Annotated in this window: 12 protein-coding genes; 1 reads left to right on the top strand and 11 read right to left on the bottom strand. The window is 65.8% G+C overall.

Annotated elements, in window-relative coordinates; genetic code table 11:
- Positions 1-18 precede the first annotated feature (18 nt).
- Both ACSFA7_RS14270 and ACSFA7_RS14265 read right to left on the bottom strand, forming a co-directional pair.
- Positions 19-1065: a FecR domain-containing protein gene (locus ACSFA7_RS14270; protein WP_435499965.1), complete on the bottom strand. Its 1047-nt coding sequence runs from the start codon at positions 1063-1065 to the stop codon at positions 19-21.
- The gene (locus tag ACSFA7_RS14265; RefSeq protein WP_435499964.1) at positions 1062-1565 is read right to left on the bottom strand and encodes a sigma-70 family RNA polymerase sigma factor; all 504 of its coding nucleotides are present in this window, start codon (positions 1563-1565) and stop codon (positions 1062-1064) included. The genes ACSFA7_RS14270 and ACSFA7_RS14265 overlap by 4 nt, the downstream gene beginning before the upstream one ends.
- Positions 1566-1936: 371 nt before the next feature.
- On the opposite strand from ACSFA7_RS14265, the gene ACSFA7_RS14260 reads away from it, so the two are divergent.
- Complete coding sequence (locus ACSFA7_RS14260) at positions 1937-3076, top strand: DUF72 domain-containing protein (RefSeq protein WP_435499963.1); 1140 nt, start codon at positions 1937-1939, stop codon at positions 3074-3076.
- Between the two features lie 14 nt (positions 3077-3090).
- Here the strand turns inward: ACSFA7_RS14260 and ACSFA7_RS14255 are convergent, their stop codons facing one another.
- The 9 genes from ACSFA7_RS14255 to ACSFA7_RS14215 all read right to left on the bottom strand — a co-directional run bounded on the left by ACSFA7_RS14255 (position 3091) and on the right by ACSFA7_RS14215 (position 13486).
- Complete coding sequence (locus ACSFA7_RS14255) at positions 3091-3942, bottom strand: hypothetical protein (RefSeq protein WP_435499962.1); 852 nt, start codon at positions 3940-3942, stop codon at positions 3091-3093.
- 28 nt (positions 3943-3970) lie between these two features.
- Positions 3971-4762: a DNA adenine methylase gene (locus ACSFA7_RS14250; protein ID WP_435499961.1), complete on the bottom strand. Its 792-nt coding sequence runs from the start codon at positions 4760-4762 to the stop codon at positions 3971-3973.
- Positions 4710-4922, bottom strand: a complete 213-nt coding sequence (locus tag ACSFA7_RS14245; RefSeq protein ID WP_435500222.1) for a Com family DNA-binding transcriptional regulator — start codon at positions 4920-4922, stop codon at positions 4710-4712. The genes ACSFA7_RS14250 and ACSFA7_RS14245 overlap by 53 nt, the downstream gene beginning before the upstream one ends.
- Positions 4923-5107: 185 nt before the next feature.
- Positions 5108-5341: a hypothetical protein gene (locus ACSFA7_RS14240; RefSeq protein WP_435499960.1), complete on the bottom strand. Its 234-nt coding sequence runs from the start codon at positions 5339-5341 to the stop codon at positions 5108-5110.
- The gene (locus tag ACSFA7_RS14235; protein WP_435499959.1) at positions 5338-7221 is read right to left on the bottom strand and encodes a hypothetical protein; all 1884 of its coding nucleotides are present in this window, start codon (positions 7219-7221) and stop codon (positions 5338-5340) included. The genes ACSFA7_RS14240 and ACSFA7_RS14235 overlap by 4 nt, the downstream gene beginning before the upstream one ends.
- The gene (locus tag ACSFA7_RS14230; protein WP_435499958.1) at positions 7214-7618 is read right to left on the bottom strand and encodes a hypothetical protein; all 405 of its coding nucleotides are present in this window, start codon (positions 7616-7618) and stop codon (positions 7214-7216) included. Before ACSFA7_RS14230 ends, ACSFA7_RS14235 begins: the two co-directional genes overlap by 8 nt.
- The gene (locus tag ACSFA7_RS14225; RefSeq protein ID WP_435499957.1) at positions 7615-8634 is read right to left on the bottom strand and encodes a LamG domain-containing protein; all 1020 of its coding nucleotides are present in this window, start codon (positions 8632-8634) and stop codon (positions 7615-7617) included. Before ACSFA7_RS14225 ends, ACSFA7_RS14230 begins: the two co-directional genes overlap by 4 nt.
- A gap of 20 nt (positions 8635-8654) precedes the next feature.
- Entirely contained in the window at positions 8655-9884 is a 1230-nt protein-coding gene (locus ACSFA7_RS14220; protein WP_435499956.1) for a hypothetical protein, read from the bottom strand.
- Positions 9885-9904: 20 nt separating this feature from the next.
- Complete coding sequence (locus tag ACSFA7_RS14215; RefSeq protein ID WP_435499955.1) at positions 9905-13486, bottom strand: hypothetical protein; 3582 nt, start codon at positions 13484-13486, stop codon at positions 9905-9907.
- Position 13487: the final 1 nt, after the last annotated feature.

Genomic DNA, 13487 nt, shown 5'->3' with positions numbered 1-13487 from the left:
CCGAAACGAAAAAAAGTCTCACCCCCGGGTCGAAATATTTTTCGAAGCGCCTGTCGCGTCTTCTTGTGCTGCCGCACGCGGCACGAGCGTGACCCAGTAGCCGCGCAGGCGCGTCGCCGCGTCCACCGGATAGGTCGACACCAGCATGCGCAGCACGCCGTCGGTGTCGGCCAGCGGAAAGGCGCCCGAGATGCGCAGGTCGGCCACGGCCGCATCGCAATGCAGCACGCCGGGGCGGTAGCGCGACAGCTCCGCGGCAAAGTCGGCCAGCCGCATGCCGTCGGCGAGCAGCATGCCCTGCGTCCAGGCCAGCACGGAGGCGTCCGCTGGGCTGAAGTCTTCGATGCCGTCGGCCGTGAAGCGGGCCTGCTGCCCCGCCGGCAGCACGCGCGCGGCGGCGCGGTCGGGCGTGATGCGCACCGCGCCTTCGAGCACGGCGATGCGGGTCGCGCCGCCCGCTTCCTTGCGCACGCCAAAGCGCGTGCCCAGCGCCTCCAGCGTGCCGCCGGCGCTGGCCACGCGGAACGGGCGGTGCGCGGCGGCGGGGTCGGGCGCGGTGGCGATGAAGATCTCGCCCGCATGCAGCACGATGAGACGCTGCGTGCCGTCGAAGTGCACATCGACCGCGCTGGCGGTGTTGAGCGTGAGGCGGCTGCCGTCGGCCAGCCGCAGTTCTCGGCGCTCGCCGGTGCCGGTGTGGTGTCCGGCCATCCAGCCGCGCTCGCCAGCCATCTCGACCGCCTGCCAGCCGAGCCAGCCGGCGGGCACGACCGCGAGCAGCGCGGCCAGCCGGCCGAGGGTGGCGCGGCGGTTGCCCCCATTCCCGCGCGCGGGCCGCGCGAGCGAAGACATGGCGAGTGCCGGTGGCAGGCCACCGAGCTTGTTCATCAGCAGCTCGGCGCGCGCCCAGGCGCGGGCGTGGTCGGGGTGGCTCTGGCGCCAGCGCTCGCAGGCGCGGCGGTCTTCGTCGGTGACGGCGCTGTCGTGCAGCCGCATCAGCCATTCGGCGGCTTCGTCAAGCACGCGGGGCGCGAGCGTCGATGTTTCGAACTTGAGGGCGCTCATTCCATGACTGCCAGGCACCCGCGAAAGCCTTGCTGCATGTAGCGCTTGACCGTGGCGAGCGACACGCCCAGCTCACGGGCGATGTCTTCGTACTTCATGCCGTCGAGCTGCGACAGCAGGAAGGCCCGGCGCGCGAGCGGCTTGAGCGCGTCGAGCATGGCGTCGATCTCGTGCAGCGTCTGCAGGATCACCAGCCGCTGCTCGGGCGACGGCGCCTCGGGTTCGGGCATCACGGCCAGCGCCTCGAGGTAGGCGCGCTCCAGCGCCTGGCGCTGGTACCAGTTCACGAGGATGTTCTTGGCCACGCTCGTGAGGTAGGCGCGCGGCTGCGCAATGACCTCTGGGTTGCGCGCCGTCAGCAGCCGCGCGAAGGTGTCCTGCGCCAGGTCGGCCGCGTCACACGAGTTGCCGAGCTTCTTGCGCAGCCACGACTGGAGCCAGCCGTGGTGGTCGCTGTAGAGGGTGTGGACTTGCTGGAAGGCGGCTTCGGCAGCGGACATGGCGGGCGGCACGGTGAAGCGCGCCGCGATAAGTGCGCTCCAATCGGTGTGATAACTGAGCGCTGATCCGATTTCACGGGTTGCAACCGAATTACGCCTGGAGCGAATGGTAAGGGCCGGGGCGTATGCTCGGTCCAATGCAACGTGTCATCCATCTGATCGAGGCCCTCCAAGGCGCCGGCGTTCCCGTCCCGCCGTTCCCTTGCGTTGAGCCGGTGCCCGTCAAGCTTGGCGGTCGCCCTGCTTTGGCAGAGAGTGACATCGAGGCCAGGACAGATGCCTACGAGACTCGGGTCGAGGCATGGCGCCAAGAGGTGATTGCGCTGCACCGGCTCCACTTTCCCGAGCCGCGACGGTGACCACAGCGTCCCATGGCCACGCTCGTCGGACATGCCTCCTGGGCTGAAAAGAGCCTGATCGACTGCGGCCGCTTCTACCCCCCGGACTGCAAGACGCCCGAAGCGCGCCTGCGCTACTACGCCAGCGTCTTCCCCCTGGTCGAGGTCGACAGCAGCTACTACGCGATCCCCTCGCCGACCAACGTGCACAACTGGGCGGCCCGCACGCCCGACGACTTCGTCTTCAATTTCAAGGCCTTCCGCTTCTTCACAGGGCACCAAACTGACGTCGCAGTGCTGCCCCGAGGGGTGAAGGAACTGCTGCCAGGCCGGAAGCGGCTCCTCTATCGCGAAACCGCCGATGAGGTGAAAGATGCCCTCTGGACTGCCTTCAACCAGGCGCTGGAGCCGGCACGGCTCACACGCAAGCTCGGGCTGATTCACTTCCAGTTCCCTCCATCCGTGGTGCCGTCACCGCGCGTAACGGCCCACCTGGAAGCCATCCGAGAAAAGCTGCCCCAGGATACGTTCAGCGTTGAGTTCCGGCACAGCAGCTGGTGGGACGGCACAAGGCGCACGGTCGAGACGCTGGCCATGCTGCGCGCCCTGGGTGCGGTGCACACGGTGGTCGACGGGCCGCGGGGCGCGGACAACTCAGTGCCGCCGGTCTGGGAGGTCACGAACCCGAACTACTCGCTGGTGCGCCTGCACGGCCGGAACGCCGAGACCTACAACGCGCCCGTGGCGTCGGCGGCCGAGAGGTTCTCCTACGAGTACAACGACGCCGAGCTCAAGGGCATCGTGGCCGAGGCCATCAGACTGGCCTACAAGGCGCGGCACGCTCACATGATCTTCAACAATTGCGACGAGGACAGAGGCATTCGCAACGGCATCACCGCGATGAAAATGCTGGTCCAGTACGGCAATGGGCAGCGCCCCGACCTGAGCAAGCCCTTTCACCCGAATGGGGTGCTGCCTAGTCTCTCGTCTGACGAGATCTCCGCAGCTTTACGCCAGTTGCCGGAGCCCGCAGACGGCGGGCCGTTGATTCGGGAGGTCGAGGTCGACGCCGAGCGCGTCGGTCGCGTGCGAGTCACGTTCCGATTGCAGGAAGCCAGGCATCACAAGAGCAGCCACATGTTCTGGAGCGCTTGCTTCGCCCTACCGATCTAGCCCTGGTCCACGAGCTATTGCTCCGGCTCCATCAGCCTGGACACCCCAGACGCACTGTCGGCAATTACATATCCCTCTTTGCGAACATCGGTCAAACGCAGGAGGGTGACGGGGGATGGCGAGGGTGGAAACCAGGCGGTGTAGTTGAGTCGAATCAACAACGCCAGCCTCCGTAGCTCCAGAGCGACCCGGTCCGCGTCGAGCAAGCCGCTCAGCGAGCTTCCCGAGGTCATCGCCCCAAATGCCGGCATAACTACGCGCGAGCCGATCTGAACCGGTACGTTGACATTCTTGCGTCGCAGCACTTTCAGTTCGCTAGGACCCGGCCGACGCACCATCCTGGCATTCGTCCGGCTCATCTGGTGATGCAGTTGTGGCCAGTTGCTATCGACAATCCGCACCAACTCCTCCCGCTGCCAAACCGAGGGCGTGGCATGGTGAAGAACGTCGATGAAATACGCGTTGCCGCCCTCAACACGGAAGAACAGCACGTCGTCCGACCGAGCAACGTAGCCGTTCCCGTCAACTGTGGCCAGCGGACTCAAATGCAGATGGTGGATGCCCCAATGCACCAAGAGATCGTCTTTTTTCCTCGGCTGCTTCGCCAGCTTTGACAGATATGCCTCCACTGACAGGCCGCCCCGAAGACGATGAATGACTTCAGCAAGTACCGGATTCTGAGATTGAGGGCCAGCCTGGAGCTCCCTGGACAAATAGACCTTGTAGCCACGCACCGGTACCAGGCGACTCTTGAGGTCGAGGAGGTGTAGATATCGACGGAGTGCATTGTCATCAGCCTCGTCGACGTAGCCGTATTGCGCAAGCTCAGCCCTCACCAACTGGTCATGGTCTTCCTCGAAATTCATGTAGCAGTGCATCCATCCCCCGTTCGCGTCAAAACAGTCCCGCAGGCTCAGACTCTCTGTCCCAACTGTAGATGATCAGCTCTTGACGCTCGGCCCGGTTCGCGCCGCCGCCCACGGTGTAGTCGATAGCCAGGCTCTCCATGCCGAAGCCCTCGAAACACCGCCTGATATCCGGGTGGTCGTTGAGGCTGATGATGGCCTTGCCCTTGAGCTGGCGCAGCTTGGAGGCCATCAGCTCGTATTGGCCCCACTCGAAGGGCACGCCGTAGCCCTCGGTCTCCCAGTACGGCGGGTCCATGTAGAACAGCGTGTGCGGCCGGTCGTAGCGATCCAGGCAGGTGGCCCAGTCGAGCTGCTCGATGTAGGCGCTGGCCAGGCGCAAATGGGCCGCGCTGAGGTTCTCCTCGATGCGCAACAGGTTGATTGCTGGAGCGGTGGTGGCCGTGCCCCAGGTCTGCCCCTGGACGCGGCCGCCAAAGGCCTGCTGCTGCAGGTAGAAGAAGCGAGCGGCCCGCTGGACGTCCGTGAGCACCTCGGGTGGCGTGTCCTGCGTCCATTTGAAGATCTGCCGGCTGGATAGCGCGTATTTGAACTGGCGGACGAACTCCTCCAGGTGGTGCTTCACGACCCGGTACAGGTTGACCAGGTCGCCGTTGACGTCGTTGATGACCTCCACCTCGGCCGGGTGCCGCAGGAAGTACAGGGCCGCGCCCCCGGCGAACACTTCCACGTAGCACGAATGCGGCGGGAAGCGGCCGAGCAGCAGGTCAGCCAGGCGGCGCTTGCCTCCCAGCCAGGGGATGATTGGTGAAGACCTCATGAGGCGCTCTTTCAGTTGAAAGGCGCTCAGGGCGCTCGGGTGTGGGGCTCGTGGCCCGCAGGGTGTTCATGGCCCCACAGCGGGGGCATTTGATGACCAAGTGGGAGAACACTCCCACGCCTAGCTTCCGGCGGCATGCGCCGCATCTGATTTCTTCCATTTGCAAGCCCATTTCCGTATTTGGAATCTTTGGTAGGCTCGGTCCCGCTCTGTACAGGGTGGGCGGGCCTTGCCGGCTTGCAGGCTCGTTCTGCATGTTGGGGCCTGGGGAGGTGTTAGCGCACCCGACCAGGTCGCCCGTTCTTTTGTCGTTGCTGTGGCCCTCCTACGCCGCGCGCCTGGCGCTCAGATGAAGACCTCGATCACGTCGAACGCCGGCGCCGACCCAGTGATGGCGCCGCCCTGCAGGTAGACGGTCGCGGCAGAAGCCAGGCCCAGCGGGTTGCGCACCCGCATCTGGCCACCGCCAGGCAGTGAGACTGTCGCCGTGCCATCGGGGAACACGTCCGAAACGACCCCGAACAGGAGCGGGTCGGTAGCGAGCAGCTCGGCCATGCCGAGGTAGAGGGAGGCGGTCATTCGAAATGCCTTTCAACGCGCACGGCCTGGCGCACCTCACTCGGCCCTGCACGAACGGTGACCGCGCGCACCAAACCGCGCCAGGTCTCGGTGGGCTCGACCACCTCCAACAGTTGGTTCACACGAAGGACACCGGGCAACGTGCCGCCGGTCAGGATCGGCAACGACATCGAGGCCAGGGCCTGCGTCCCGCCCGCGCCCAGGATCGAACGGCCGCGCTCGACAGCCGCCACGTGGTCCGTGATGAGGTCATCAACCTGCTGGGGCGCCTGCACGATGCCCGCAGTGCCGCCCCGCACGACGCGGCGCCCGACGCCCTGGGTGGCCCCGCCGAAAACGTAGACGGCCTCCCACAGAGGCTGTTCGTCGGGGTCGTAATCGTCGGCCGCAAGTGCGTGGCTGGCGATCGATACGTCTGGCGTGACCGAGGCCGAGTCCCACTCCCAGGGCAGGGTTGCGTAGCGGGGCATGAACTGCAGCGTGGGCTCGGTCGGATGGCTCTGCAGGACCGCGCCCACCGCCTCGGCGACCCGCACGGCAGCGGCAAGCGGCTTGCCCCGGAAGCTCCATGCGCCCGCCGGCAGGAGCCAGTCGGGGATCTGCCAGTCCACCGCGATGTCGGTGAACTGCAGTGCCGCGGTCACTACCTGTTGCGCCGTGGCCGGTGCGTTGTTGAGCCAGATCTGGTCGGCCATGCTGGTGGCACCTGCGAGTGCCGACACACTGCGGCCGACGATGCGGGCACGGCGCAGACCAGGCACGCGCGAGCGGCCCGCCGGCGAGATGGCGAAGACCCAAGGCAGGCCGTCCACGGTGACTCGCACTAGGGTGGGCGGACTGTTCAAGGGGAACATGTCCATCAACCCGAGCGGGCCGGTCGCGGTCAGCTTCCAGTGAGGCATGCCGACGTCGGCCTCTATCGTCACGTCTTCGAGCGGCACCCGTTCGAGCGAAGGAAGCATGACGGCTTCCATGTAGTGGGTAGTCATGTAGACCCTCAGCAAAGGGATGAAAAGCGGCGGCTGGCCAGGCTCGCCGCCGTGGCCCTCGCAGACGAAGATCAGGTTGGTCGAGTACTTCTGCTTGTCGCGAAAAACCAGCGCGGTCGACGGGACGTAGCACGGCGTGTCGATCGGCGGCTCGACGACTGAGTGCCCTGGCAACGGATACATGGCCGCTTGCCAGCGCGACATACGTCCGACGTCGACCTGCAGCGCTGCTCCGAAGCCATCACGGTGGCGCGCCTGGAGGCGCAGCGCTTCCTGCCACCGTGACCGCACACCGCGCAACAGTCGAGTGGCCTCCTGGTGCCGCACACCGACTGGCGCCGTCGCCAGGCGCTCAGCCTCCTGCCACCGCGCACCGACGCCGCGCTGTGCCCGGCCGGCTTCCTGGTAGAGGTTCCTTGTCGAGGCTTCCAGCTGCAGCGCCGCCTGGTAGCGCGCCTCGGCCGATGCACGATTGCGCAGCGCGTCTTGCCATGTCGACGTGACGCTTCCGGCCGCAGATGTGGCCCTCTGCCAGGTGGCGACACGTCCAACGCGTGCGCGATCGGCGCCCTGGTGCCGGGCTACCGCTCCACCGTCGACCTGCCTGGCTACTTGCCACCTGGCGGAGACCTTTCCAACGAGAGATCGAGAAACAGCGCTGTCATAGCGCACCGCGCCGAACAGCATGAAAGCGGGCAAAGCGATGCTGCCGCTTGCGGTCGCGGTCGGCGGCCGTGTCGTTGTCGCCGTGCCAAGGACGACGAACGAAGGCAGCGCAATGCGCCCCGATGCGTAGACGGCATCGCTCGGCACTGCAACGTCATTGCCGAAGACGAGCTCGACCGGCGAGCCGGAGAGCGGCGGTCGGTCGAAGACAAGATCGTTAGGCACCGAGGATCACCGTCCCGAGCAGGAACTTGCCGCCGGCATAGATCTGGCCCTCGGGATCGCCCGGTGCCGGGTCAACCATGGTGATCTTGACCTGTCCGCTGCCAGACGGACCGGTCACCGTGAAGTCCTCGACCCATACGCCATCGGCAGTTTCGAGGCGCCCCCAAGTTGCGACGCCGCTTCCCACCGCCATATCCCCGGCCGGGTCGGCCTGAGCGAGCACGAGCATTCCGCCGCTGACGATGCCTTCGGGGTCGGCCAGGATGGCTGCAGCAAGCAGCGTGGTTTCGGCACCGCCTGCGCCCGGCTTGGCGCCGGCGTAGATCTTGAACTTCGCGCCGGTGCCCATGTAGCTCATGAGAGCCGTCAGCATGAAGTCGATGGCGAGCACGTTCATGCGACCAGCTCCACCCCGCCGCCCGCCACCGTCAGGTTGTCCGCCACCACGGCCCGATAGTTGTGCGCATGGTCGTAGGCGATGACGGTGTAGGCCTCGGCCGAATCGATGTTCGTGAAAACATAGCTGCCGGTGGTCGCGTCGCTCCAGGTCTCGCCAACGGTGGCGCCGTCGCGCTCTCGGATCAGCCGCACTCTGCTACGCAGCGGCGTATTCGTCGGCGTGTGCTTTTCCTTGACGGTGCCGATCAGCCGCGCCTCGGCGCCGAGGATGTTGAAGTTGCGGTAGAGCCGCTGGTTGAGTACGGGAACCACACCCGAGAACGACGCCGCGGCCGGGGCTATGGGCAACGGCAGCACCGCCTTCAGCACCACCGGCCGGGTCTCGTCGGAGAACGGTTCGACCGGCGGCGAGAATGTGCTCTCGTAGAGCCCGCTTCCTCGAATCACCCGCACCTCATCCATCAGACCCGCATAGTCGTAGGCCGCATTGCGCGCCGACACCTGGGCGCCGAGTGCGAAGTAAGAAGGCTGGGCAGTGAACGATGCGGTGTGCGGCACGCTATTTTCGAGCACGCCATCGACGAACAGACGAACGACGCCGCTGCGCTTGGAGACTGCGATGTGATGCCATGCACCCCACAGCGACGACGTGCCGGAGACGATGTAATTCGTCGTGGACCCATTCCAGCCGTAGAAGGACAGCAGGCCTGCAGAGGTCACCAACACCTGCCAGGTCGCTTGACCCGAGAGATAGTGGTCCACCATCACCATCTCCCGCCCGGCGTTGGTCGGCTTCACCCACGCTTCGATGGTGAAATCCCACGCTTCGAAGTAGAACGCGAGGGAGCCGACCATGCTGACGAAATCCCCGTCGCCATCCAAGGCCAGGCACGATCCGCCGAACTTCGAGTCCGCCGTCACGAGCTTCGCGCCGCCGTTCGCCGTCCACGTGTTGCGCATCACGTCGACGATGTCGGTCGAGCCGTTGCTGCCATCGAAATGCAGCAGCGTCACAGGAGGGAAAGCTGCAGCCATCAGCGCCACGGCCCCGTGACATCTATCAGGATCATTCCTGAGTTGGAGGGTGTAGGCAGTTGATTGGGGCCGCCGTTGGAGACCACGAGCCCGAGTAGCTTTCTGCCGGCCAGCTCATCCGTACCGTCGAACAAACCCCGGTGTTGCATCCCACCCAGCCCGCTCTGAGGGATCGAGAGGACGCCAGGCACATCCGCGCGCGGCGCGTCTCCAAGTGGGTACTGCGACATGAACCGACGCGAAACGCGCATCGACCCGTCGATGCGGCTCGGGAAAGCGCCGAGGGTGCTGTCCATGCCGGACACCGTGTTCGTGGACCCCGTGTACGGCACGCAATAGTTCGGGTGCGAGGAACCGACGCCCGTCCAATCGCGCGGCAGGAAATTCATGTTCGACGAAGCCGAATCGACTGTGCCGTAGGTCGGGTATGCGCTGCCCGGGCCTTGCTGGACACCCAGCATGCAGGCGTACGGGTCGCCTCCTGGTCGCAGGGCGATCAAGTCACCGAAGCCGCGTAGATTGCCGATGATGTAGCTGCTGTAGGCGCTTCCATTCGAGACGAAGGACGAGGCGTGATAGAAAAAAATGCGCCCATCGCCCACGATCACCCAGGGCGCCGGCTGCGCCCCAGCGTCTGCCTTCGGCCACCAACCGCCGCCCTCTGCAAAACCCGCAGCCTGCGCCGAGGTCGGGAATCGGCCAGTGCCCGTGTCGATGTCAGACATCGTTTCCATGCCCACGAGACGCGCGCTGGTGCCGTAGCTGTCGTCCACACGCAGAAACATGCGCGTGCTCGCGATGTCCGCGCTCCGATACGCTCCCTTGTCCGCGCCGGACGAGAAAGGCTTCTCCCACCCGAGCGGCGCGATCTTGATCGTGATCGTGCCGGTGTAGGCGCCATCAGGCAGCGCCGTGAGAAACGTGCACGAACTGGCGGAGGGCTTGGTCTGCACCTTCTGCTCGCCGTTCATGTCGGCGAAGCCTGCGGGCCCGCCCGAGACGCCCGCCACAAGGATGACCGCATGTGGGATGGCCGAATGTGATCCCGTCCATGCGAGCGTCGCGACGCCGGCCGCCACGGTCAGCGACGTGATGCTCTTCACGTCAAAGCCATTCTTGAGCACCGCATCAAGCAGCGCGACGAGGGAGCCATTGGCATTGGTCAGTGCCGGCGCATTGGCCATGTCGCTGGTGAACAGCTTCACGCTGGTGTCGACGATTGAGGTCATACAGAGGGTTCGCTTTCAGTTCAGGGGCGGTCTACGCCAATAAGGACCAGGATCTCGAAGCTGTCGTCGTAAACCGTCTCAGCGCCCATTTGCACGGTTCGGGTAGGCACGAAGGGGAAGGTGGCGGCGATCGTGTTGAAGCGGATCACGGCGGCCGCTGGCCAGCCCGAGCCGAAGCCAGCAGCAGGGATCGTCATGTAAGGGACGCCCGATGGCCCTGCTGGCGAACAGTCGACGGCCATGCTCTGGCCAGTGACGATCTGCCCGAGGTGCTCGCCGATCAGGTTGTAGGAGCTGCCGCCGTTGTTGATCTGGATGCGCCACCGTTCGGTGACCGCGCCTTTGTTCGTGACGGTGATCGGATAGTCGATGTCGTTGAAGGTCGCGTCTGCTGCGTTGCCGATCAGGTCGTCCGACCACACACCGGTCCAGGACTGCTGATCGAACAGCAAGGCGACCCGAGCCTTCACGTCCCCCATGCGCAGGCCACTGCTCACGAAGCTGTCGGCGGCTGGATAGGCGTGGGAAACCTTGCCAGCAAAGGCCAGGCGGCCGTCAATGCCAACGTCCGACGTCGTGAGCATGTCCTCGATCCGGTGCTCGATGGTCACGGGCTGCGAGTAGCCGGACACGTCGACGAAGGTCACGGTGCCAGCATCCAGGTTGTGGGTGTAGCCGGTCTCGATCGTCACGCCATCGGCGCCGATGATCTTCACGCGCGAGAGCCGCTCGCGGCCGGTGTCGATCGTCTGCCCGTTGGCCACGGCGACCGCCGCCATGCGCTTCGTGTTGTGGATGACCGCCAGCTCGCCCTTGCGGAAGATCGGCACGCGGCCATCCGCAGGCAGGCGCACCGGATCGATGCCCAGGAGCGTGGCATCCACTGGCAATGTGATGTACGCCACCGCGTTGTAGCGGATGGTGCTGGCGAACACCGGTACCGGCTTCCAGATCTTCCCGTCTGAGCCCACCGCCTCGGCCCGGTACCAGATCGCGCTCTCGTTGCCGGCCGCGGTCACCCAGTCGCCGAATCGCACCTTGCCGACGCCCGTGGCGTAGTCGTAGGTCCCGTGCACGTTGGTGCCGTTGATGAGGCCCGAAGCGTCGGCCGAGACATTGATGGTCCCGCCGTTGAGCTTCGTCGCCAGCAGTTGGAACGACCCAGGAGCGACCGGCGCAATGGGCGTGCGGAAGACCACGTATTCGACCGGCTGGCCGTCCAGGGTCGTGAGCAGGCTGTTGACCACCACCGACGTCGACGCCGAGGCCGGCCAGCTCGTGAGCGATGCCAGGTTCGTGGCGTAGTCGTAGGTGCCGGCCAGGCTAGCGGCGCCGGTGGCCGGATCGAGATCGGTGTACAGACTGCCGGCGCGATCGAAGTAGGTCTTGCCACCCAGGGTGAAGTTCACCGTGCCAGGCACACCGGGCTCGCTGAAGTTCGGCAGTAGCTTGATCGACAGCTTCGGCTGGTTGAACACCTGGCTCTTGGTGCTGCCCGCGCCAGCCACGCGGAAGTTGGCCGTCACCAGTGCCGTCGAGTCGGCAGGCAACGTCGCGTTGAGCACGGCATACGTGTAGCCGGTCAGGGTGTTGCGGTAGAAGCCGGGCAGGTTCGGCGACAGCACAGTGCCGAGGATGCCCAGCGGGTTGACGTCCCATTGCGGCACCGCCACGCTGACCACGGCCTCGGGGAACAGCTTGGCGATCCCCGTGGCATAGACGATGGTGCCGAACGTCACGCCCAGCCCGTCCTTGAGATTGCCGGCCCCGTCGTCGGTCACGGTCTTGTTGGCCGCGAAGTTCTGCGGCACCCACTGGTCGGCGGGTACGCCGCCGGTGGACTGCAGCACCAGGTTCCAGTCCAGCGAGACAGAGCGCGGCGCGATGTTGGTCTTACCGAGGTTGAGCGTGATCGAGCCGTCGACGTCGCGGGCCGGGGCCGGGAAGGCCTTGATGGACGGCTCGCCGTGGCTGTACGTAACCGTGAAGGCCACCGCCGAGGCCGGCAGCGCGTTGGGCTTCACCTCGATGGTGCTGGTGGCATAAGACACCGGGCCGGTCGCATCCCCGGTCAACGCTCCGCTGCCGTTGTCAGCCGCATGGCGCGCCGTCCCATCGTTCCAGTCCACCTCGACGGTGCCGGACTCGGCCGCTTGGTTGTCGAGCGTGAGCTGGACGGAAAGCGCAGCCGGGAGGGTGCCGCTGCGGTCCTTGTAGTTGACTTTCGCTGCCCAAGTGAAGATCACCTCGCTGCCCACGTCTGGCAGCGCGCCCAGCGTGGGCAAGGTGGTGCCAGTCACGAAGTCGACGGTTCCACTGCCGATGCTCGAGCTGGCGCCCGAGAGCCGGCCACCACCATCGTCGGCCAGCTCGTACCAGTTGCCGCCCGCGCGATAGGCCACGCGCATGGAGCCAGGTGCCGGCGGCGGGAGGATGGTGATCGGGTAGTTGATGCGCCGGCTCTCGACCGTCACCGCGATCGAGGTCGAGTCGGCCAGCTCGATGGGCGCCCCAGCTGGCCGGAAGCTGATCGTCTTGTTGCCGGTGATCGCGGGCGCGTCGCTGGCGAAGGTCATCGACCCGCCCGCATAGTTCACGCTGCCGATCGTCAGCGCCCCGAGCTTGAGGCGCCCACCGTCATCGGTGAGCGTGCCGGCGGACGTCGCCACCGACAACGAACCCGGATAGGCCGGGTTGCCGAAGACGATGATGGAGTTGGGCCCGAACGCAACGCCCGTGGTGAGCGAGACGTTGCCGGCGCCCGATGCCACCAGCGTGGTCGAGGAGCCAGCGGCCGAGGTGTCCACGATCGGGATCTCGGTGGTCGCGCTGGGGACGAGCTGGGTGTCGATGTGCTCCACGACGGCCGAAAAGGCACCCATGGGGACGTCGGCAGCAAGCTTCGAGATCCCGTAGAAGCGCGAGGCATTGGCCACGAGCATCTTGTTCATCGCGGCGGCGGTGGCCGTGCGTTCAAAAAGGCGGTTCGCGGCCGTGCCGGTGTAGTCGTTCTTCAGCCCGTCCTTCAGCTCGCACACGCACACCTGTGCCTGGTAGTCGACGAACGAGCCGCCCGTGCTGTAGCTGTAGGTGCGCAGCTCCGTGGACACATCGGACACGCGCACGTACTCGGTTTTTCCGCCACCGCTGATCTGCAGTGTGCCATTGATGGTGGGCGGCGTGGCGCCAGGCCGCTGGAAGATCTGCAGCGATTGCTGCCCCTGCACGTGGTTGGACAGCAAGAAGCCATTGAACTCTTCACCTGGTGCGGTGTAGGCCTCGATCCGGTTCTGGATGCTGGCGCGGCGGTCGAAGAAGTCGCCCGTGTAGAACAGCGCCGCGCTCACGTTCGGATCGGCCGGCGCGCGCGAGATGATGACGACGCCGCCGAGTGCCGTGTCGGTATTCATCGTCTGGATGACCGCAGCGACCTTCATGATCGAGAAGTCGCCCTGGGCACGATCGACGGCCGAGATGTCTTTGAAGATCTTGTTGCTGGCGCCGTCAGCGATGACGTTTGACGTCGGGGCGCCGCCGCCTTCGGGCACGTCGTCCATCACCTGGGTGGCGACGATCTTGATATCGGATTCGAGAATGGTCATG

The organism is Variovorax trehalosi (assembly GCF_051216415.1).
GTDB lineage: Bacteria > Pseudomonadota > Gammaproteobacteria > Burkholderiales > Burkholderiaceae_C > Variovorax.
Note: the sequence above shows the minus strand (reverse complement) of the source record. Positions and strands in the feature narration are given on the sequence as shown.

Coding starts and splice junctions, on each gene's coding strand:
- ACSFA7_RS14255 (WP_435499962.1), bottom strand. CDS start 3,942: ATGAATTTCGAGGAAGACCATGACCAGTTGGTGAGGGCTGAGCTTGCG.
- ACSFA7_RS14250 (WP_435499961.1), bottom strand. CDS start 4,762: ATGAGGTCTTCACCAATCATCCCCTGGCTGGGAGGCAAGCGCCGCCTG.
- ACSFA7_RS14245 (WP_435500222.1), bottom strand. CDS start 4,922: ATGGAAGAAATCAGATGCGGCGCATGCCGCCGGAAGCTAGGCGTGGGA.
- ACSFA7_RS14270 (WP_435499965.1), bottom strand. CDS start 1,065: ATGAGCGCCCTCAAGTTCGAAACATCGACGCTCGCGCCCCGCGTGCTT.
- ACSFA7_RS14265 (WP_435499964.1), bottom strand. CDS start 1,565: ATGTCCGCTGCCGAAGCCGCCTTCCAGCAAGTCCACACCCTCTACAGC.
- ACSFA7_RS14240 (WP_435499960.1), bottom strand. CDS start 5,341: ATGACCGCCTCCCTCTACCTCGGCATGGCCGAGCTGCTCGCTACCGAC.
- ACSFA7_RS14230 (WP_435499958.1), bottom strand. CDS start 7,618: ATGAACGTGCTCGCCATCGACTTCATGCTGACGGCTCTCATGAGCTAC.
- ACSFA7_RS14215 (WP_435499955.1), bottom strand. CDS start 13,486: ATGACCATTCTCGAATCCGATATCAAGATCGTCGCCACCCAGGTGATG.
- ACSFA7_RS14220 (WP_435499956.1), bottom strand. CDS start 9,884: ATGACCTCAATCGTCGACACCAGCGTGAAGCTGTTCACCAGCGACATG.
- ACSFA7_RS14260 (WP_435499963.1), top strand. CDS start 1,937: ATGGCCACGCTCGTCGGACATGCCTCCTGGGCTGAAAAGAGCCTGATC.